The organism is Jeotgalicoccus halotolerans (assembly GCF_003387165.1).
Lineage (GTDB): Bacteria > Bacillota > Bacilli > Staphylococcales > Salinicoccaceae > Jeotgalicoccus > Jeotgalicoccus halotolerans.
In genome coordinates, this window is record NZ_QUMW01000015.1 from 19,534 (window position 1) to 40,899 (window position 21,366).

General features: G+C 38.2%; 18 protein-coding genes and 1 pseudogene. 4 read left to right on the forward strand and 15 right to left on the reverse strand.

Going from position 1 to position 21,366, the window contains the following annotated elements; genetic code table 11:
- Positions 1-105: 105 nt before the first annotated feature.
- The 4 genes from DFR63_RS12080 to DFR63_RS10140 all read right to left on the reverse strand — a co-directional run bounded on the left by DFR63_RS12080 (position 106) and on the right by DFR63_RS10140 (position 1,747).
- The gene (locus DFR63_RS12080; protein ID WP_115885835.1) at positions 106-348 is read right to left on the reverse strand and encodes a helix-turn-helix transcriptional regulator; all 243 of its coding nucleotides are present in this window, start codon (positions 346-348) and stop codon (positions 106-108) included.
- An 88-nt stretch (positions 349-436) separates the two neighbouring features.
- Positions 437-751 (reverse strand): DMT family transporter, encoded by a 315-nt coding sequence (locus DFR63_RS10130; protein WP_115885836.1) that lies wholly within the window; start codon positions 749-751, stop codon positions 437-439.
- On the reverse strand, positions 751-1,104 hold the full coding sequence (locus DFR63_RS10135; protein WP_115885837.1) for a DMT family transporter: 354 nt from the start codon (positions 1,102-1,104) through the stop codon (positions 751-753). The genes DFR63_RS10130 and DFR63_RS10135 overlap by 1 nt, the downstream gene beginning before the upstream one ends.
- Before the next feature lie 73 nt (positions 1,105-1,177).
- Positions 1,178-1,747, reverse strand: a complete 570-nt coding sequence (locus DFR63_RS10140; RefSeq protein WP_115885838.1) for a TetR/AcrR family transcriptional regulator — start codon at positions 1,745-1,747, stop codon at positions 1,178-1,180.
- A gap of 326 nt (positions 1,748-2,073) precedes the next feature.
- On the opposite strand from DFR63_RS10140, the gene DFR63_RS10145 reads away from it, so the two are divergent.
- Positions 2,074-2,169 (forward strand): type I toxin-antitoxin system Fst family toxin, encoded by a 96-nt coding sequence (locus DFR63_RS10145; protein ID WP_115885839.1) that lies wholly within the window; start codon positions 2,074-2,076, stop codon positions 2,167-2,169.
- 180 nt (positions 2,170-2,349) lie between these two features.
- Here the strand turns inward: DFR63_RS10145 and DFR63_RS10150 are convergent.
- The 4 genes and pseudogenes from DFR63_RS10150 to DFR63_RS10165 form a co-directional block, all read right to left on the reverse strand.
- A pseudogene (locus tag DFR63_RS10150) lies at positions 2,350-2,850 on the reverse strand (recombinase family protein).
- A gap of 526 nt (positions 2,851-3,376) precedes the next feature.
- Positions 3,377-3,997 carry a CadD family cadmium resistance transporter gene (locus tag DFR63_RS10155; protein ID WP_026858749.1) on the reverse strand — a complete coding sequence of 207 codons (621 nt, stop codon included), beginning with the start codon at positions 3,995-3,997 and terminating at the stop codon, positions 3,377-3,379.
- Complete coding sequence (locus DFR63_RS10160; RefSeq protein ID WP_115885840.1) at positions 3,994-6,696, reverse strand: heavy metal translocating P-type ATPase; 2,703 nt, start codon at positions 6,694-6,696, stop codon at positions 3,994-3,996. The genes DFR63_RS10155 and DFR63_RS10160 overlap by 4 nt, the downstream gene beginning before the upstream one ends.
- On the reverse strand, positions 6,689-7,057 hold the full coding sequence (locus tag DFR63_RS10165; RefSeq protein ID WP_052256044.1) for an ArsR/SmtB family transcription factor: 369 nt from the start codon (positions 7,055-7,057) through the stop codon (positions 6,689-6,691). The genes DFR63_RS10160 and DFR63_RS10165 overlap by 8 nt, the downstream gene beginning before the upstream one ends.
- Before the next feature lie 883 nt (positions 7,058-7,940).
- On the opposite strand from DFR63_RS10165, the gene DFR63_RS10175 reads away from it, so the two are divergent.
- From DFR63_RS10175 to DFR63_RS12085, 3 genes are all read left to right on the forward strand, one after another.
- On the forward strand, positions 7,941-8,267 hold the full coding sequence (locus tag DFR63_RS10175; RefSeq protein WP_026858751.1) for an ArsR/SmtB family transcription factor: 327 nt from the start codon (positions 7,941-7,943) through the stop codon (positions 8,265-8,267).
- A 331-nt stretch (positions 8,268-8,598) separates the two neighbouring features.
- Entirely contained in the window at positions 8,599-10,512 is a 1,914-nt protein-coding gene (locus tag DFR63_RS10185; protein ID WP_026858752.1) for a heavy metal translocating P-type ATPase, read from the forward strand.
- 980 nt (positions 10,513-11,492) lie between these two features.
- A complete protein-coding gene (locus tag DFR63_RS12085; RefSeq protein WP_415708195.1) occupies positions 11,493-11,636 on the forward strand; it encodes a recombinase family protein in 144 nt (47 codons plus the stop codon).
- 288 nt (positions 11,637-11,924) lie between these two features.
- Here DFR63_RS12085 and DFR63_RS10195 read toward each other — a convergent pair whose 3' ends face one another.
- The 7 genes from DFR63_RS10195 to DFR63_RS10225 all read right to left on the reverse strand — a co-directional run bounded on the left by DFR63_RS10195 (position 11,925) and on the right by DFR63_RS10225 (position 21,330).
- Positions 11,925-13,148, reverse strand: a complete 1,224-nt coding sequence (locus DFR63_RS10195) for a hypothetical protein (RefSeq protein WP_115885843.1) — start codon at positions 13,146-13,148, stop codon at positions 11,925-11,927.
- Between the two features lie 105 nt (positions 13,149-13,253).
- Positions 13,254-14,504, reverse strand: coding sequence for a Zn-dependent hydrolase (locus tag DFR63_RS10200; RefSeq protein ID WP_115885844.1), 1,251 nt, complete (start codon positions 14,502-14,504; stop codon positions 13,254-13,256).
- Positions 14,505-14,528: 24 nt separating this feature from the next.
- Positions 14,529-15,914, reverse strand: a complete 1,386-nt coding sequence (gene hydA / locus DFR63_RS10205; RefSeq protein WP_115885845.1) for a dihydropyrimidinase — start codon at positions 15,912-15,914, stop codon at positions 14,529-14,531.
- Between the two features lie 5 nt (positions 15,915-15,919).
- Positions 15,920-16,231: a hypothetical protein gene (locus DFR63_RS10210; protein WP_115885846.1), complete on the reverse strand. Its 312-nt coding sequence runs from the start codon at positions 16,229-16,231 to the stop codon at positions 15,920-15,922.
- 413 nt (positions 16,232-16,644) lie between these two features.
- On the reverse strand, positions 16,645-18,003 hold the full coding sequence (locus DFR63_RS10215) for a hemolysin family protein (RefSeq protein WP_115885847.1): 1,359 nt from the start codon (positions 18,001-18,003) through the stop codon (positions 16,645-16,647).
- A 217-nt stretch (positions 18,004-18,220) separates the two neighbouring features.
- Positions 18,221-19,768, reverse strand: coding sequence for an ATP-binding cassette domain-containing protein (locus DFR63_RS10220; protein ID WP_115885848.1), 1,548 nt, complete (start codon positions 19,766-19,768; stop codon positions 18,221-18,223).
- Complete coding sequence (locus DFR63_RS10225) at positions 19,765-21,330, reverse strand: ATP-binding cassette domain-containing protein (RefSeq protein WP_115885849.1); 1,566 nt, start codon at positions 21,328-21,330, stop codon at positions 19,765-19,767. Before DFR63_RS10225 ends, DFR63_RS10220 begins: the two co-directional genes overlap by 4 nt.
- Between the last annotated feature and the right edge of the window lie 36 nt (positions 21,331-21,366).

Consider the following 21,366-nt stretch of genomic DNA (forward strand, 5'->3'; position numbering starts at 1 on the left):
TAATTTTTCATAGATATTTCCTGTCATGTCAATTTTCTCTTCCACAAGATCTACGATTAGATAATCTCAGGTGCAATAAGCGATAACTTATTCAACACACGGTCTTCATGTTTTTTTTGAAATACTATCGTACATAGATAATGCAAAAGTAATCGTTTGCAAGTCTTCGTTCGTTAACTTGTAACTTTCTTCTACGTATATCCCACCTTGATTTACTTGTTTACAGATGATGGGTAAACCCATCATAGATAGTTTATCAATATCTCTTTGAATAGTTTTAATACTTACTTCGAATGTATCCGATAACTCTTTATGGGTCGTTTTTTTACTTTTAGCAAATAAAGTAATAGTTCAAATTGACGGCTTCGTATAATATAACCTCCTATTTAGTTATAATTACCACTATACTAATTGATATTGCATCATTATTTACATTTTAAGAAACAAATTTAAGTCCCATTACACCAAATATTATAACCACAACTCCCAAAATTCTTCCAAAACTCTTTGACTCATCGAAAAATAACATATTAATAATCACTGCAGATGCGGTGCCTATTCCTATCCATATAGCATATGCAATACTAACTTGTAGAAATTCAAAAGATAAATATAACAGTACTAAAGCTGTAACTAATCCAGTAATATAAAGAAAATAATTAATAATTTTTTTATTAAGTGTATACAATTTTAAATTTATAACGCCAAACGTTTCAAAGATGGCTGATATAAAAACAAATATCCAACCCATTATATGTCTCCTTTACTGCTTTGTATTTTGCTTTCGTCCAAATAGTCTGCTAAATTAAGCAGAATAACACCGAAAAGAATAACAGATATAAATATCCCTTTTAAAACAGTAAAATCTGCATTAAATAAGAATACATCCATTAGCGCCGTACCTACCGTTCCAGCAGCTGCAAATATTGCGTATACTGTACCGGTTGGTAAATTCTCGCTTGCTTTGAATAACAACCAAAAATCAATTAATATCATTACTCCTATTATTGCCCAATGCCACCATTGCGTTGCCACATTAAAACCATAAATCCAAAGTAGCTCGAAAATACTCGTTAATATTACATAAAACCAACTTTTATTCACTTTTACTTCTCCTCTAATATATGAATGAATGTCATTCATATAATTTCAAATAATAAGAGCAAAGTTAATTGCTCTAGGAAAGTGCTTTATAAATAAATTTAAATAAGGACTTTTTATAATCCTTTATATCTTGTTCACTCTTTTCTGTGTCGAACAAATATACTTGTTCTGCCGATGATTCAATTGTTCCTATTGTAATTCTAGAAAAATTAGCAGAGTTAATAACTGGAGGAATCTGATCAGTATCTTTGAGTTTTTCCAAACAGTCTTCTAACCATTCATAAATTGGCTTATAGATTGTCTCCCAGTTCTGTATTTGTTTTGTCTGTGTAAAACCTGAGTAGATCAGCAAACTTAAGTCTTTATATTTCCGAGTGTTTTCAAATATAGAATCTATCAATACTTTAACCAACTCATCTAGATTGTAACTAGTGCCTAAATTTTGAATCGCAGAATTATAAATATTCTCCACCATTTTTTCCGCAATAAAAGGCATGACGGCAAGTTTTGAAGGAAAATACAAATAAAATGTGCCTGGGGCTATGCCAGCTTTATCTGTTATATTTTTTACTGAAGTTTTTTCTATTCCCTTTTCTAAAAATAGCTCAACAGCAGAATTAATAATATCCTCTTTCTTGTTCATTTATGCACCAACTTTAAAATGAATGATATTCATTCACTATAATATAATTAGAATTTTATTGTGTCAAGTATATATAAAAACTAGCAACATAAATAGTCGCTAGCTTAAATGCGGATTTAATTGTGTAAATTGATTATCATAGGCTATTCTAGGCATAGTAAATCCCTCCACTTTCTCTCAACTTAATATCCAATTTATTATACCATGTCCAAAATGAACTAGTTTCTACTATTATATAGTGTATATTACTGAACATATATTTATGATAGAATAATTAAAGTCATCTAGTTTACTTCTATGCCATTAGCATGGAAGGAGGTGACATCATGTGGCTAACTTTATTTGATTTGATAATTGCACCAATTATTGTCGGTGCAATTATAGCTCTATTTAATTATTGGTTAGATAGAGATGAAAAATAGCTAGATGACTTCCAATACACCATTAAAAATCCCCAATCTACGGACATAGATTGGGGATTCGGTGTTTCATCATGTGGAAACTTTATTTGTTAAGTACATTATAGCATTCGGACACTGACTTGTAAATTAAAAAGTCTATACCTGTCAAAGCAATTCAGTATATATATTGCTATTATATCACTAACTTTTTCTCTCATTAATCACTTTATAAATGATTAATCTAGACATACCTACCATCTTTGCGATTCCTTCACCTGAATAGTTTCTACTATTTATATAGTGACATTATCACCCCCTTCTTTTGATCCGATATACCGGGTCGACCGCCTACTAGTTCTCTCGCACGTGTTGACTCTAGACCTTTCTTTGCCCGCTCACTTAATAAGTTTGCTTATAGTCCTACAAATGCGCCATCATAGTAAAGTGTATTTTCTCCATCGCATCTTTAGTTGTAATATTCATATCTATAATTTGAAAATCAATATTTTCATTTTCAAGGTGTTTAGATAGCTCAATCAATTGTTTCGTCGGGCGACCTAAGCGATCTAGCTTAGTAATCACAAGTGTGTCATCATCACGCATGTAATCTAAACACTTATCTAACTCTGTCCGTCTATATTTTCTTACACTGAATTTCACTGAAAGTATATGATTACACCCATATCCTTTTAATACATCCATTTTTAATAATGGTTGTAAAATATTTAAAATAGATAAAATAATCGTTCTTAAAAAGAGTTTACGAAAAATTAATACTTTGCATATAAATTTATGAATGTTTTTCATTTATAATAAGAAAATTAATCTTCTGGTTAAACAATTTGCAGATATTTTTCTCTCTTAATTTTTGGTTGACTAGGGTAGATCCTAAATAGACAACACTAGAGTGTCTCTTTCACCGATGAATTGCATATATTTTAAATACTATTTTGCACATACTACTTTAGAACCCAGCTTGTCTTCTTACGAAGACAAGCTGGGTTCTTTAATTATAATGCAAATTATCGTCTGAATTAGTGCAGAATAATTACGAAAGTGACAGAAGGGGTAACCGGATGTGAATCGGTGATTAAAGTTTAGCAGACCTTTGTCTTAAATCTGGGTGTGACTTTTGACTTTATTTTGCACTTATTTAAGTGATATTTTGCACTAAAATTAAGCCGATATCTCACATTAAAAGAGAGATATCGGCTTATAAAATTTTCTATTAAAATAGGAATGAGAACAGAGCGTTGAATGTGCCATTTTCAAATAGGATATAAATTCCTAATCCTATAAAGACGATTGGAACGATCCAACGTTCATATTTTTCGATTTTATCTGAAACAAAATTCAAGGAAGCCAATCGATAGCTGATTAGACATAGAACACCAACCATGATCATGAAAACAATGACGGCAATAATGATTTCCATCATATTTAAAGTCGTAAAGTACGGTATATAGATAGCGAAATCATCCGCACTGGAAGCCAGTACAATGAAAGTGACCGTTATGAATAATTGATTGAATCTGCCTGAAGAGAAAAGGGAGAGAATGTTGCCTTCATCTTCGTCTTCTTCACCTTGAATCCATATTTTTATACCCAGGTAAAGCGGCAGCAGTCCAAGCAGTCCGATCATCCATTGTTGGGGAACTAGATTAGCAACGCCCAATGACACCAGAAGACTCGCGAGTATAATAATGACTGTCCCAATATATTGTCCAATCCAGATATGTTTTATTTGATTACTCTTTTTGATTTGCGAAAACAGAAGAATCAATATGACGAGATAGTCGATTCCTGTCGCTACATAGATGGCAGCAGCTGTAAATGCCGTTATAATCATTTTTCCAACTCCAATATTTCGACATCAGTACTTTTACTTATCTGGGAAGAACCCAAGCTTAATTCATCTTCCTTCACACGCATAAGCCTCAAACCATTCAAGGCCACCACTAAAGTGGCACCCATGTCCGAGAGAATCGCAATCCATAGTGTCAGCCATCCTGGGATGACCAACAATAGAGCAATCAGTTTGATTCCAATGGCAAAAGCGATATTCGCTTTGATGATGTTCAATGTTTTACGGCTAAGTTTGATGGTAAAGGGCAGTTTCCTCAGGTCATCGCCCATTAAAGCGACATCCGCTGTTTCAAGAGCGGTATCTGTACCGGCGCCACCCATAGCGATACCAACGGTGGAAGCTGCCAGCGCCGGGGCGTCATTGACCCCATCGCCGACCATGCCTACATGACGATAATCAGTTTTTAGTTGCTTGATTACGTCTAGTTTATCCTGCGGGAGTAATTCAGATTGAATATCTGTGACACCGACATGTGAACCAATCGCACGGGCAGTACTATGATTATCCCCCGTAAGCATGACTGTTTTTTCGATGCCTGCCTGATGCAGCTTCTGGATTACCGCTTTACTTGATTCGCGGACTTCATCCGCGACTGCAATGATTGCCTGAACTGTATTTTTCGTTCCTGCAACCATAACGGTCTTACCTTGTTCTTGAAGTGTTTTGACATCACTTTTAATTGAATCATTGAAATTAGCTGCCTCTATCTCTTCAAATAATGCCGGGCTGCCAACGTAATACATTTCATTATTGATTTTGCCCCGTATCCCTTTGCCTGTAATGGAAGAAAAGTCTTCGACAAAAATATCAGAATAAGGAAGGTTATAACTGTCTGCCTTCTTTATAATCGCGGATGCCAATGGATGCTGGGAACGATCTTCCAATGCTGTGATGACTGCCAGCATTTCCTTTTCATCAATTGCATTGTCGATTAAACGATAATCGGTTACAACCGGGACGCCCTTTGTGAGTGTGCCGGTCTTATCAAATGCAATGGCCTTTAATCCACCCATTTCTTCGAGGTAGACCCCGCCTTTTATAAGGACTCCCTTCTTGGCAGCATTTCCGATTGCTGAAACAATCGCTATCGGCGTGGAAATTACCAATGCACATGGACAACCTACAACGAGAACCGCTAACCCTTGATACACCCAAGTGGACCAACTCGCACCGAAAAATAACGGGGGTACAATCGCAACCAGCACTGCGACACCCATAATGGCAGGCGTATAATATTTTGCAAATTTATCAACGAATGCCTGGGCAGGAGCACGCTCACCTTGTGCTTCTTCCACCAGATGAATGATTTTGGCAATGGTCGTATCTTCAACCAATTTAGTGATTTTAACTTCCAGTAAGCCTTCTTCGTTCAGTGTCCCTGCAAATACTTCATCATCGATCGATTTTTCAACCGGCACTGATTCACCTGTGATTGCTGCCTGGTTGATTGCAGAGTAGCCATTGACAATTACGCCGTCCATAGCAATTTTCTGTCCAGGCTTAACAATCATAATATCGCCCACAGCAATATCATTGACGTGCACTGTCATTTCCTTTCCGTTGCGTCTGACAAGTGCCTCTTTAGGAGCAATATCCATCAATGAACTGATGGATTGCCTTGCTCGATCCATCGAGAAACGCTCTAACGCTTCGCTGATGGCAAACAAGATGACAACAATGGCGACCTCGGCCCATTCTCCGATGATGACACCGCCAATCACTGCGACTGTCATCAGGGTTCGCATATCAAATTCAAACCGGACTAAATTCTGGAGACCCGTTTTCAGCATTGAAGCCCCTCCGACAATCATGGAAGTGATGAATAGCAGTGGTGTAAGAATATTGTCATCACCATTCACCAACATTGAAATGAAGCCAAAAGCGATAAACAGTAGCGAATAGAGCAGAGTGCTGTGCTTTTTATAAAATGGAATGGTTACTTCCTTTTCTTTTTTGTCTTGTCCACTTTCTTCCCGGGATTTCTCAGGCACCACTTTGAGGTTTTCAAACGCCCCTGCTTCTTCCAGTTCCTCAACCGTTGCAGAACCATATACAGAAATTTTTGATGCGCCAAAATTCACCTTCGCATCTTGAACTTCAGGTAGTTTCTTCACATTGTTCTCAAATGTGCCAGCACAATTTGCACAGGAAAATCCCTGAACACGGTAAACATTTTTTTCTTTATTAACTTCTGGTTGCGCTTGACGACTAGACTTTTCAGGCACCACTTTGAGATTTTCAAATGCTCCTGCTTCTTCCAGTTCCTCAACCGTTGCAGAACCATATACAGAAATTTTTGATGCGCCAAAATTCACCTTCGCATCTTGAACTTCAGGTAGTTTCTTCACATTGTTCTCAAATGTGCCAGCACAATTTGCACAGGAAAATCCCTGAACACGGTAAACATTTTTTTCTTTATTAACTTCTGGTTGCGCTTGACGACTAGACTTTTCAGGCACCACTTTGAGATTTTCAAATGCTCCTGCTTCTTCCAGTTCCTCAACCGTTGCAGAACCATATACAGAAATTTTTGATGCGCCAAAATTCACCTTCGCATCTTGAACTTCAGGTAGTTTCTTCACATTGCGCTCAAATTTCCCTGCACAGTTCGCACAGGAAAACCCCTGAACACGGTAAACTTTTTTTTCTTCTTCAGTCAGCTCTGCAATCCCTTCAGACATTGGTTATCACTTCTTTCCTATGTATTAATGCAATCGTCATGATTTCTTTAATATGCTGATCTTCCAGTGAATAGAACGCGAGTTTCCCTTCTTTCCTGAATGTAACGATGCCTTCTTTGTAGAGCGTGCGTAAATGATGAGATGCATTTGCTACAGTCACACCGAGTATATTTGCGATATCACAGACGCATAATTCCTCTTCCTTGCATAAGGAATAGGTGATTTTTGCCCTATTCACATCGGCAATAGCCTTAAGCATCTGTGATATACCGGCAATATCGACAGTTTGTAAATTCTCTTGCATCCGGTTAACCTTTTCTTCGTCATAACAAAAAACTTCACATGTTTCTTTCTTATTCATACATACACCTCATCATTCAAATATTTGTTTGAATATAGTGTATCATCTTATTTTTCTTTATTCAAGCAGATGTTTGAATAATAAAGGGCCCTACCAACAAAACACGGAAAACATACGCTAAGGAAAATAATGCAATGAAAGATGATTTTCCAATCTCGAACAATTGACTGAATAATTACCCTGTCGTGATATGGATTGCTAAAATTATTGCGAACAGTATCCAAGTAAGCATACCGAACGCAGCTAAAAATAATTATTCCTTCAGGTATGTTATGTAGAAATAAGGTGGTCAACATGAAATTTCCCATACTTGTTCCAATTGTTGATCCAATCGCGATGCCAACAGGGAAATTATGAATTGCTATACTGGTAGTTAAAAGTACTCCCGATCGAACGAAAATATCTTTTTGATGACTATTAGTGATAATTGTAATTTTATCTATTAATAGATGAATGGATTGGAATAATACTAAGCCTATTGCTATTCCACCGATTTAAATTACCCACCCGCCTAATTCAATACTTTCTGGAATCATTTCAAAAAATAATAAACCAATTATAAGGCCTGCACATAATGAATAAATGAAGCCATGACCACTTTGAAAACCTTTCATTATCCAAGCGAGTCCACCGCCACACCAATTCAAAATGCAGAAGCGAATGCCGGATCATCCATACTGCACTCATCCCACTACTCTCCTTAAAAATGCTTTGTTTATTTTACGCTAAAAAATCAAAACAAAATATATGAATTCATATTAAATATTATTTGACTCTTTATTCAGATGATAATATCATATATATGAACATATATTAATATATGTAGATAAATAGTGATTATTATATAAGATTTGGACTTGAAACCTAAAGTGAGGGAAAAATAATGGAAGAAAAAAAAGAATTTGAGGAAGTAAATAATAAGGACTTAGATGATGAAACATTATTTGTCGTATCGCAAACATTTAAAGCGTTAGGTGATCCTACGAGAATCCGGATTCTCCATTCGCTCTTTTATAAGGAGTATTCGGTAAACGGTATTGCTGAAACGCTACATCTTAGACAATCAACAGTTTCCCATCAATTGCGGTTCTTGAAAAATTTACGGTTAGTAAAATTCCGAAGGGAAGGCACAACGTTGTTTTACTCCCATAATGATGAACATACTATGAATATGCTAAAACAGGCGATCGATCACGCCTATCATAACTAGTATTCCGTAAACCAGTAATGAGTGTTAATAGTAATTTACGTCATTAATATTGTTATATGATTATATAACAATATAGATTATAAGCGTATGAAAAGAGGGTTTTGCAATGGATATGGAAAACAAAAAACAGAATGGAAAGCGTTGTATGATATCTCGAAAGAAAGTGAGATGGGTGTAGCAGAGAGGGTTAGTGAATACGGTTGATAAATTCATAGGATGTATTATTGGAACAAAAAGTTTGGATGTGGTCAATTAACGTCCTGGTTTAGTTAAGCTTACTGCGAATATATTGGAACCCGATATATCATATTTATTTAGAAAGGTGATAGAAATGAAAAATATTCAAGAGCAACAAGCACACGAAAGTCATAGCCACGATCATACCCACGGAAAAATGCCAATTATTTCATATTTTATTGGCTTAGTGTTGGCTATAATTGGGCTTTTTTTAAGCGATGAAAATTTATTAATACAAAACATCTTATTTTCATTTGCCACAATCACAGCCGGCTACCATGTAATTCTTCTCGAAGGAATTGGAGAGACAGTTGAAAATACTAAATTAAAGGGGAAATTCACTCCTAATTCTCATATTCTAATGGGATTAGCTGCAATCGGGGCTTCTCTGATAGGGAGTTTTTGGGAAGGAACCCTTTTGATACTTATTTTTTCCGGCGCTCATTTTCTTGAAGATTACGCTGAAGGAAGAAGTAAAAGAGAAATTACTAAGCTACTCGAAATGAACCCAACGACAGCTAAATTAATTCTACCTGATGGAAACACAAAAATTGTTGATGTCAGTGAATTAAAAGTTGGAGATCAACTCCAAGTGCTGAACGGTGATCAAGTTCCAATTGATGGAATTATTTTATCGGGTACTACCTCAATTGATGAATCTTCTATTAATGGGGAAAGTATAGCGAAAGAGAAGTCTAAGGGTGACGAAGTTTTTGGAAGTACGATTAATGGAACAGGTACTTTTACTATGGAAGTCACTAAGGAAAACAAGGATACTGTATTCTCTAAAATTTTACAATTAGTTAGTCAAAACCAAGATAATCAAACAAAAGCTGCCAGTATCATTCAAAAATTCGAGCCTAAATATGTTAATATCGTTTTAATCGCAATACCATTAGTAATGTTACTTGCTCCTTTTTTATTTGATTGGACATGGTCGCAAAGTGTTTACAGGGGATTAGTGCTTTTAGTCGCAGCTTCACCGTGTGCTTTGGCAGCAGCTACTGTATCTGTAACATTATCTACAACATCTAACCTAGCTAAAAAAGGCGTGCTTTCAAAAGGAAGTACTTACCTATCACAATTAGCGGATATAGATGCAATTGCCTTCGATAAAACAGGAACCCTTACGAACGGAGAACCTAAAGTAACAAATTACTATTTCACTCATTCTGTGAACGAAGAAAATATTATTGATATTATAGTCGCCCTTGAAAAGGAATCCAATCACCCACTCGCTAATGCTATTTTAGAAAAATTTGAAGTTAAAAATAAAATAGGCATCGAAGTTACTAATCAAATTGGAAAAGGTCTGACAGGAGATTATAATGGAAAAAATTATCGTATTGGTAAGCCTACTTCTTTTGAAAGTGTTTCTGAAGAGTATACCCAGTTCAATCATGATTGGGCATCAGAAGGAAAGACGGTTGTATACGTAGCAGAAAATGAAGAAGTTATTGGGCTTATAGCTCTAATGGATATTCCGAATGAGCATGCTAAAGAAACAATTAATTACTTTAAGAAACTTGGTATCCACACGACTTTAATTACTGGTGATTCGGAAATGACGGGAAAAGCTGTAGGCGAACAATTGGGAATAGACGAAGTTATCGCTAATGTAATGCCTGAAGATAAATCCAGAATTATAGAAGAACAAAAAGAAAAATTTGGAGTTACTGCCATGGTCGGAGATGGTGTGAACGATGCACCGGCCCTTGTTAATGCTGATGTTGGTATAGCTATGGGGGGCGGTACTGATGTGGCAGTAGAAGTATCTGATTTGGTTTTAATGCAGAACAATTTATCTAAATTAGTACAGTCTCATAAAATTTCCTCAAATATGGGTCGTGTTATTAGGCAAAATATTATTTTTTCAATGGCAGTTGTTGCCTTTTTAGTTGTCGTTAGTTTGTTAGGATTAACTGATATTACAATCAGTGTAATTGTTCATGAAGGAAGTACTTTAGTTGTTATACTAAATGGACTTCGATTATTAAGATCTAAATAATGAACGAATCGATTGACATGAATGAACTTTGAAGTGTGGATTCTACAATGTTCCCATAACATTGGACACTAAAAAACAGAGCAATCTAATAAAGATGTTATGAGTAAAAACAATGCCTTGCATACCGTTTTTATCATACGGGCGGTCAAATAAGCAATTAAAGAGCATGGGAAGCATAAAATCATAAACAGTGACTTAAGGCAGCCAGTTTACATTCAAAAGTTACATTGACTGTATTAAAAGTTTCGAAACGATTAATATCCGTATGGGGGCAAGCGTCGAGCCAAAGATAATGCCAGGACAGAGCGTCTTTTTCCGTTCTTTTAAGTGGGAAAGGTTTTACCTTCTCTATGCCAAGACAGTCCCAGAGCTAAAAGGGCCAGTTGCTCTTTTTGGGCGTTTGTGAACGGTAATCGCAGGAAGGGGATTTTCCCAACCGTACCTGGTTTTCCATCACAATAAAGTTGGCGGCATTTGTTCTGATATTCTTGGGAATACTTACACTATGAATGGCCGTATTAAGTGATACAGGAGCTGCTATTATTGTAATACTGAATGCTCTCCGCCTTTTGAGGGTAAAAGAATAAAAGTAAGGATAACTAGGTAAAGCTGTTCAATCAAAAATTGAACAGCTTATTTTTCATCAAAATCAAAAACGTTTATTATAATACCTACACTTGTTCCGTTAAACGTACCGATTTTTAACCTTATTGTATCAGTAATATCTTGAAACGAAGTAAGCGACTAAAATTTCTCTTTTATCATACGGTTATAAAAATACACTTTTAAGAACGGTTTGAAAATTTTTGAAATAGATCAAAATAATCTTCTGGTTAAAAAACTTGTAGATATGACTTCTCTCTTAAATTTTTGTTTGATTAGATTAGACCCTCAATAGACATTATATATGTATTGATATGATTAGCTTCACGCTGTATGATTAGGGTGTAAATTAAGTGTTAGAAAAAAGGATTGATTTAATGAAAGTTTCATATGCTCGTGTTTCTACACTGGATCAGAATCTCAATAGGCAGATTGAAGTGTTTAAAAAATTTTGTTCAGAAAAAATATTTACTGAGAAGTTACTAGAAAAAAATATATCTGAGAGAGTTGTATTTCAATAAGCTATACAGCTTATTAGAGAAGGCGATTAATTCATTGTTGAAGTGGTTAGTTAGAAAGAAACTATGACGAGATTGTACAGTCCTTTAATTTTCTAAAGTAAAAAATTATAACTGTTTATTATCAGTTTAACAATTATAGCTGCAGCGATTGTGCTCATTTACTTAAAAAATCCATCAAAACTGCGCCTCTTTGTGAGGTAAAGTTATATTTGTGTACACAATCACAGCATACCCGCAGAGCGTAAAGAAGTTTTTGTACTCTGCGGGTATCTTTTATAAATATTGTACTTACTCATAATCAGTTATTTTCAACATGCCATTAGTATCGAGGACAGTATAGGTTACCTGGCTAGTTTCCTGTCCATTCGATGTTGCATGTGAATATGTTCTGTTTACAGTAATCTGATATTCTCTCTCTGAAATCTGCTGAACAGAAACTGTTGTTCCCGGATAGTTTTGATGATCTGCAAAGTTTCCGGATGCTTTATTAAACTGAATTTTATCCAGTGCATTTCCTTCCAGAATAGAAAGCACATCATCATTTTCGTCATTGTAATAATCAGCCAAACTGTCTAAATACGTTTTGAAAATAAAATTTCTTAACGTGTCATAAGTGAAATAATCATCTTCTTCTGTCAATTCTATAGGGAATCCTTCTGTATAATAGTCCTCAAAATAACGTTCTCCATTATCGGATGAAGCCTGCTCTTTTGGATCTTCATCAAAAATCTCCCGTTTGATCAATCCAATACGTTCACCTTCCGGAGAGTTATAAGTACTTGCGCCGGTAATAAAATACCTGCCATCTTCTCCTTCACCCTCATATACGTAATGCGGCAAACCATTCATCGACCGGCTGCCGTCATCATATTGATCAGGTTGACCCAGGGCATTTATCAACTCTTCTTCAGTAATATGTGCAAAATACCACACATATTCCACATAGTTCTCATCCGGATTGATGCTGCTGTCTGAACCATCATCACCAGGTCCATACGGTGCACGTTCACTGTACACAACACCTAAGTTGCCGTGAAATGCAGGTGATGCACCGCCTGTATAAAATGTAAATTCATAAGGACCATATAGCTCTTCCACTTCTGTTTGCGTCATGCCTTCAGTGATAAAGTCCTGTTCAAAAGTGCCTTCATCATTTCCAGCACTCGTTCCAAGCAGCTGCGCCTGAACTTCCGGTGAGTTTAGATCAAACATTAAGTCCGAGGATGAATCTGACTGGTCCGCTTGATCTGCAGCTGTTTGTTCCCCTGTCTTGTCTTCTTCTGTGTCATCGGCAGGCTCTGATTCTTCTTCTGATTGTCCTGCTTCACTTTCTTCCTGATTCTCTGTATCTGCCGTGTCAGCATCATCTTTCTCTCTGTTCTCAATATTCTTTTCTTCACTGCTTTCTTCACTGCTTTCTTCGCTCGCTGTTTCATTATTTTCAGTGTCATTTGAACAGGCTGTCATTATAAGTAGCAGTATAAGAAACGGCATGAACCAAAGTTTTTTCATTAAAGTATCCTCCTTTTACAGCATCTTATTATTATGTCATTACTTAAAAAATTTTACATAGTCGTTGTTTGAGTAAAAAAATAATACCCCGAAAGGTATTATTTTTTACTGAGCCAGCTCAATCACCGCTTCAAGCATTAAATTCGCGCCGTCTTCAATATCCTCATAAGACGTATACTCATCCGGACTGTGGCTGATGCCGTTTTTACTCGGCACAAATATCATCGCAACATCTGTCACATCTGCCAGCATCATCGTGTCATGCACTGCTCCGCTGTGCAGCTTTAAGTAATTCATCCCTTGTTTTTCCGCTTTGGCTACCAGCGTATCTATTACAGTGTCAGATAATCTCGCCGGTGCTGATGTCCCTATTAAATCTATTTCGTATTCCAGCTGCTGTGTTTCTGCGGTTTCTTTTACTTTTTCTTTTAAATAATTCGAAACCTGATCAATCCCGCTCTGTTCGATATCACGTATATCCACATTAAATGTCACCGTCTTATTAATAACGTTGGAACCAGATGGACTGCATTCCAGCTTGCCTACTGTCGCGACAGTTGTCTCATTCACTTGAGTCCGCGCATATTCCTCCAGGGCAATAATTACCTTGGATGCTCCGACCAAAGGGTCTTTTCGGCCGGGCATTGGCATGGTTCCTGCATGATTCGAAACCCCGTTTAACGTTACTTGGAAAGTGTTCATTCCCGCAATCGCATGGACGATACCCACAGATTTACTCTCTTCTTCCAGCACGCCGCCCTGTTCTATATGCAGTTCCATCATCGCTTTTACCTCATCTTTTTGAAGCAGGTCTTCTCCGATTGAATCCGCATCAAAACCGAACGCTTGCATCACTTCATAAGCCGATTGTTTCTCACTATTATATAAAGTCTTTAAATCCGCTTTAGTCAGTTTACCCGTCATGACTTTACTGCCGACAGTTGTGCTGCCGAAGTTCGATCCTTCTTCTTCTGAGAATATGACCAGTTCAACAGGATGCGTGATATCTGTCTTATTTTCTTTGATTGTCCGGATGACCTCCAAGGCTGCGATAGTGCCGGCAAGACCATCAAACTCCCCGCCGTTCATTACAGTATCAATATGAGAACCGATCATTACTGACGGCGAGTCGTTCTCTTTCGGATTATATTTCGCTCTGATGTTGCCCGCACCATCTGTTTTAACTGCTAAATTTAAGTTTTTGAATTCTCTTGATAAATACTCTCTCGTCTTTCTGTCTTCTTCAGAATAAGAAAACCTCGTACTGCCATTGCCCGGTGTCGCTGTATTACTGTTGATTGCTTCCATATCTTTAATTAAACGTTCTTTATTGATTGAAATACTATTCTCAGTCATGTTCTACCCCTTTTTAAAACATTATTAGCTGAACGCTGTACCGAAAGCTGTACCTTTAATAAATGACCCCTGGCCTTTTTCTCCGATATATTTACCATCTTTAACGACCGGTGTTCCTCTTAAGAAGACTGCATCACACTCACCAACCTGATCGAATCCTTCATAGGCTGTATAATCCAGACCGTTCAGGCTGTCTTCAAGTGTAACTTTTTTCTTAACATTCGGATTATAAATGACGATATCTGCATCATAACCCGGTGCAAGGTGTCCTTTTCTGTGATCAAGTCCATTGTTTTTAGCCGGCATCGTCGAAAAGTAATCTACTAATTGAGATTTAGTAATTCTTCCCGCTTCGACACCGTAAGTCCAAAGCATCGGCAGACGGTTTTCAAGGCCCGGCGTGCCGTTCGGAATTTTTCTGAAGTCATCGAGCCCCATTTTTTTCTGGTCAAAAGTAAAGCCGCAGTGGTCTGAACTTACTGCATTAATCGAACCGTCTCTTAGTGACTTCCATAAGTATTCCTGGTCAGCCTTATCTCTTAAAGCAGGTGAACATACGTATTTCGAACCTTCGAAGTTTTCTTTGGCGAGATACTCTTTATCGAACAGTAAATACTGGGTACACGTTTCACCATAGACCGGCAGTCCTTCCTCTTTCGCTTTCTTAATGGCATTAACCGCCCCTTCAGTCGTGACGTGAACGATATAAATCGGCGCCTCTGCAAAACGGGCCAGATTAATGGCGCGTTCAGTTGCTTCCGTTTCCACAATCGGCGGGCGTGTCAATGCATGGTGATAAGGATCCGTTTCCCCGTTTTCTATTGCTTTCTTTTGCAGTAAATCAATTAAATCCGCATTCTCAGCATGCACCATTACAGTCACGCCGGCATCTTTCGCTTCTAATAGCGCATTCGTTACTGCTTCATCGTCCGAATGAAAGAACTGGCCCTTATATGCCATAAATAATTTTACTGACGGGTAGCCCGCTTCAGGCAGATTTTTAATATCCTTAAACGTTTCAGGAGTCGGATCTGTAATCACCGGATGGAAACTGTAATCCACCATAGAAATACCCTCAACCCACTCTTTACGATACTCTTCCACTGTTTCAACAAGACCTTTGCCCTGTTCCTGATTAACGAACTCAATTACTGTCGTTGTACCGCCAAGGACCGCTGCATTTGTCGTTTCAAAGCCTTTCGTTCTTTCTCCCATAAATTCAAAAGAGAAATGTGCATGCTGGTCCACGCCGCCCGGCAGAATTATCATACCTTCGGCATCGATTGTTTTGTCCGCTTCCACTCTTAAATTTCTGCCGACCGCTTCTATTTTAGTTCCTTCGATTAAAATATCGCCTTTATATTCATTTTCCGTCGTTACAATCAGACCATTTTTAATTAATGTCTTCATTGTTATTACCCCTTTTTAATTTCCTCTTCATTCTTGTCTTCAATCAGCCAGCGGCAGTTTTCTTGATTCTCCAGTGCTTTCTGTTCCCGCAGCTCGCGTTCTTTTTTGATCTTCTCAAGCTCCAGAGCCATCACTTTATTCTCAAGCAGATAATTATCCTGTTTAATCTGCTCAAGCTTGCGCTGTTCAACCAGCTTTTTGATTTCAAGCTTTTCGTCACTCTGATTGTATCCCCGCCGCATGGCGTATAATGGAATGCTTACGACGCCTCCAACCAGTACAAGAGATGTGAAGAATATAAATTCAAATACGCCCATGTCATCCCTCCGATTTTTCTTAGTTACAGTTTAACATAAGGTCCCGGTACTGATTCTATCCAGCTCAATCCGCATCGATTCATTCTACAGCAGGTAATTTTCCTGCTTAATTTCTTCAAGTCTTCGCTGTTCTTTCATTTTCTTTAATTCCCTCTTGTTATCGCTCTGATTATATCCCCTGTAAATTGCGTACAGCGGTACAGTGAATGTTAGAATTACTGCTGCTAATCCAGCAAAGTATCCATCGGTCCATCACCCCTCATATTTGATTTTATTTTATCATATTATTGGGGACGGTTTGTGTTGGGGTTTTCGGCCAGATGAGCGGATTTCATCCGACCAGAACCAGCTCAGCCAAATCTCCTCCGTAAAACAAAAAATCGGAACAAAATGTCCCGATTCATTAATATATATTATTTTTCTTCATTCTCCTCAGCAGCTTCTTTTGATTCTTCGTCAGCAGAAACTACATTGTAACCTCTTAAGAATGCGACCTGTTTAATTGAGTGGTTTTCAATTTCCAGTACCTGCCACCGGTCTTCAGCGGTATCGATATAGCCGCCTTCTTCGATATCAGTATTGATGCTCTGTATCCAGCCGCCGATTGTATCGATGTCTTCGCTTTCTTCAAACGTAATCCCAAAGTCATCTTCTAGATTATCGAGCAGTACCCGCCCGTTTATATGGTAAAGATTATCCTCGACTTTAATAACATCCAGCTCTTCATCTTCATCAAATTCATCACGAATTTCTCCGACGATTTCTTCAAGTATATCTTCCATGGTAACCATTCCGGCTGTGCCGCCGTATTCATCGATAATTAAAGCAATATGCACGCTTTCTCTCTGCATTTTAACAAGTGCATCACTGATACGCGTTGATTCTGTAATCACCGGCAGCTCATGTATATAATCACCGGCAGCGACATCTTCATCTGATACGTGATTTGTTAAATATTCTCTGACATTAATGAAGCCGATGATGTTATCTTTGTCACCATTACTTTCTGTAACGGGATATCTTGTATAGTTGTACTCTTTAATCGTCTCTACGACCTGGTCAACTGTCACGGGTTCTTCTAATGTAATCATTTGCGTACGCGGCACCATAACGTCTTTTGCCGTCCGTTCGTCAAATGAGAATATATTCTGCATATAGGAAAGTTCCGTCTGGTTAATTTCACCGCTGTGGTAACTTTCAGTCATAATCACTTTAAGTTCTTCTTCCGAGTGCGCCTGTTCTGTCGGCATTTCTTTAATACCGACTAAGCGCACAAGGCCTCTTGCGGCACCGTTCATCGTCCAAATGAATGGTTTTAATATTGTTCCGAAGAAGTAAAGCGGACCACTTAAGGCTAGAGCCATTTTTTCAGCGTACTGAATTGCAACAGTTTTCGGTGCAAGTTCACCTACAACAACGTGGATAAAGGTAACAATAATAAATGCTGCTGCAACAGTCGTTACCGTCTGCACAGCATCCGGTACTCCGACTAAATCAAACAGCGGGTGTAAAATCACTTCAAACGTTGATTCCCCAATCCAGCCTAATCCTAGTGCTGTCACTGTAATTCCCAGCTGACAGGCAGATAAGTAATAGTCCAGATTATTAATCATTTTCTCTACACGTATTGCTCTTTTGTCACCTTGTTCTACAAGCGAATGTATTCTTGACATACGTGCTTTAACAAATGCAAATTCTGATCCTACGAACAACATTGTCAGTATGATTAATATTGTAAATAATAATAAATTAGTTATAGTGGATATATCCAATCAGTTCCCCTCCTGCGGGGTTCACCTCCGATAATTTGTGACCGCTTGGGTCGTTTGTTCATGAATAAATCTGCTATTTGTTAACACAGTATTTTTTGCAGTTCTTTTCAGATACACCTTCCCAACAGCCGTCACCTCCACTAATTTTGTTAAATTAAGAACATTATATCATATAAAAATCCGTTTTCATAAGGATATTTCCGATGTTAAAACTTCTTTACAAAGCATCTTTGTAGCGTCTGTATGCTTCTGTTACCGGCCCTTTCTGCCCAAGTACTTCTTTGACTCTGCCGCTTTCTGTTATCGTGCCGCCTTCCAGATAGTGAACATAGTCAAACTGCTCCAGGCGGCTGAGATCGTGCGTCGCTGTAAGCACCGTATCTTTTTGGAATATTTCCTGCCATATTTTATCTCTGAGGCGCGTATTTAAACTGGCTGTCGGTTCATCCATTATCCAGGCGTCTTTACCTTCGATATGCATACGGACCAGGTGCATCCGTTTTTTCTCACCAAGCGATAAATACTCAGCAGACGTAATATAATCGTCCGGCTTAAAGTGGTCCAGCTCAAATTTTTCAAGCAGATCCTTAAGCTCTCCTTCATCTGCTTTAAAATGATTGAACATCGTCAGATTTTCTTTAACCGTGGCATTGTAAAAATCCAGATGCTGCGGCATAATTCCCGCTTCCGACTGCTTAATCAGCTGGTTGAGCAGGGTTGTTTTGCCTGAGCCGCTGCTGCCGATCAGCGCGTGTTTCTCACCCGGTTTAATTTCAATATTTATATTGCTCAGCACATCGCGTTTGGTTTCCGGATACCGGAAGGACATATTGGACAAGGAGAGCTTCTGATCTTTGTTCTCCGTCATCATTTCACCCGGATCACTTACCGCTTCAACGCGTGCTTTGACCGCTTTGTATTTACTGGCCGGTTTAATGACCGGAATGGCCAGTTCAAAGAAACTCATCAAGAGCAGGATAATCATCGGGATTAATAAAGGATAATCGCCGCTGAACATAATAATGACGAGAAGAAGCACGCCAAGCTGGATAAACAGACTGATGATATCGATTGCCGCATCTAAGGCTGCTTCCCTGTTTTCATTTTTCGTAATCTTTTTATAGGTAGTTTTAATATTACTGCTGATTTTCTTATCTTCTTTCACGACAAACAGATTTGTAAAGTCATGAATGTAATGATACAGCTCTGTAAACAGCGTATCTTCCGCCCTGTTTCTCTCATCGTACAGCCTGCCTGAAATACCGCTTATAATGAGCGGCATAGTGAGCAGCAGTATCAGGACCGACACGAGCAGAATCACAAGCAGTTTTGGATCAACCAGCAGCGACAGCACCGTTAATATAAGCGAGATAAACACCGCAACGATATAAGGATAAATAATGCGGATATAATAATCTTCAATATCATCAAAATAACTCGTCAGCTTTTGAATATAGCGGACGCTGTGTGTATCTTCCTTGCTGTTTACCGACTGTTTGAAGTAGGCCGCTCTTAATCTGCCGATCATTTTAAATGTCGCATCATGACTTAAAAGACGCTCGAGATACTTCGCAGCACCTTTTGTCAGACCGAACATTTTAATAACAGCGATAATTAAAATAATAAGGAAGAACGGCGGTTCAAAGAAGCTTAGACTGATCATGTAGCCGCTCAGTCCAAATATCGCAACACCTACAAGACCGCCGACGATACCGAGGATGATACTGTAGAAAATATGCATCTTTTCACCTTTTAAATACATCATACCGCTTCACCTCTTTTCAAGTGACCGTTACTTAGCACATAATGACTGTCTGCAATGCTGAGCAGCTGACGGCGGTGGATAACTGCAATAATTGCTGATGTTTCTTTTAATTCACTGAGATACTCCATCACGAGCTGCTCTGTTTCCGCATCGAGAAACTCAGTCGGTTCATCCATAATAATAATGTCAGGACGTGCGATTAATACTCTCGCCATTTTCAAACGGACAATTTCCCCGCCGGATAATGGAATATTATGATTAACAATCGGCGTATGAATGCCTTCTTCCAGATTATCGATACTCTCTGACAAATTTAACTGTTCGAGAATATCATGCACTTTCTCTTCTGAATGACTGTCTCCCGACACATAGTCATAGATCGTCGTATCAGAAAAATACACCTGGTCTGAAACATAGCCGATATCAGCAGTCAGCACATCGAGGGTGCCTGAATCCGGTTCATGGAGTCCGAGGAGAGTTCTTAAGAGCGTTGTTTTACCAGCTCCAGACTCGCCTGTAATCGCAGTGAGTCCTCTTTTATCAAACTTAAAATCAGCTTTGTCCAGCAGCAGCTTTTCGCCATGGCTGATTGTCAGTTTGTCAGCTTCTGCTGCATAATTGTCTGTTTTGCCTCTGTAAGCTGTATTCATTTTAGGCTTGTTAATAATTGCTTTCGCTTTTTCAAAGCTGCCGAGTGCGAGCTTTCCGTTATGAAATTCCGTCCCGAGCACTTTCAGCGCGTTGTAGAATTCCGGTGCTAAAAGCAGGACGAAAAATGCGGTATAGAATGAAATATTTTCAAAAATAATTATTCGAAGCGCAATTTCCAAGGCGACAAGACCGATACCGAGTATCGTTATAAACTCGAGCATCATCGTCGACTGGAAGGCGTATTTTAAAATGTGCATGGTTTCCTTGACGAAACCTTTATTATCTTCTTCCAGTCTTTTTATCACTGTATTTCTGGACTGCGTATTTTTTACAGTATCCTTGCCGCGGATCAGATTTAAAAACAAGGTGCCGATATTGTCAAAACGCGTGGCCTGCTTTACCGATTCTTGCTGGGTCTGCAGTCCAACGAGCACGTAGTACAGCGGGATAAAAGGTGCGGTAAACAGCAGTATCGCCGCTGCATAGATATCGATAAAAAATAAGACTGCTATAATGCCCGTAACTTTAATCATTGTTTTAATAACTGTCGGTGTAAACGATGTTTCATACGGCCGGTAGGACTCCAGGTGCACAAGCAGAGCGTTGATCATCCCCTCTGACTCCCGCTGCGTTTTAACATCTATACGGTCGATCAGCTGATCTGCTTTCCTTTCGATTGATTTATTCGCAGACATCCGCGTATACAGATTATAAAATTTATCTGTGATTATAAACAGCACAAAAAACGCACTCATATAAATGAGCGGTTCTGTTATTTTAAGGCCTTTATCCATCACAATACTTTCCAGTATACGCGATAACTGATGGCCGAAAGCTATATAAAATGCAAGGCTGATTGCTGCAATTAAACTGTACAATACAGCACGTTTTAAACTTAAATTCAGTTTCAAAGTCTCACCTTCAGACACAAAAAACGTGAAGAGACC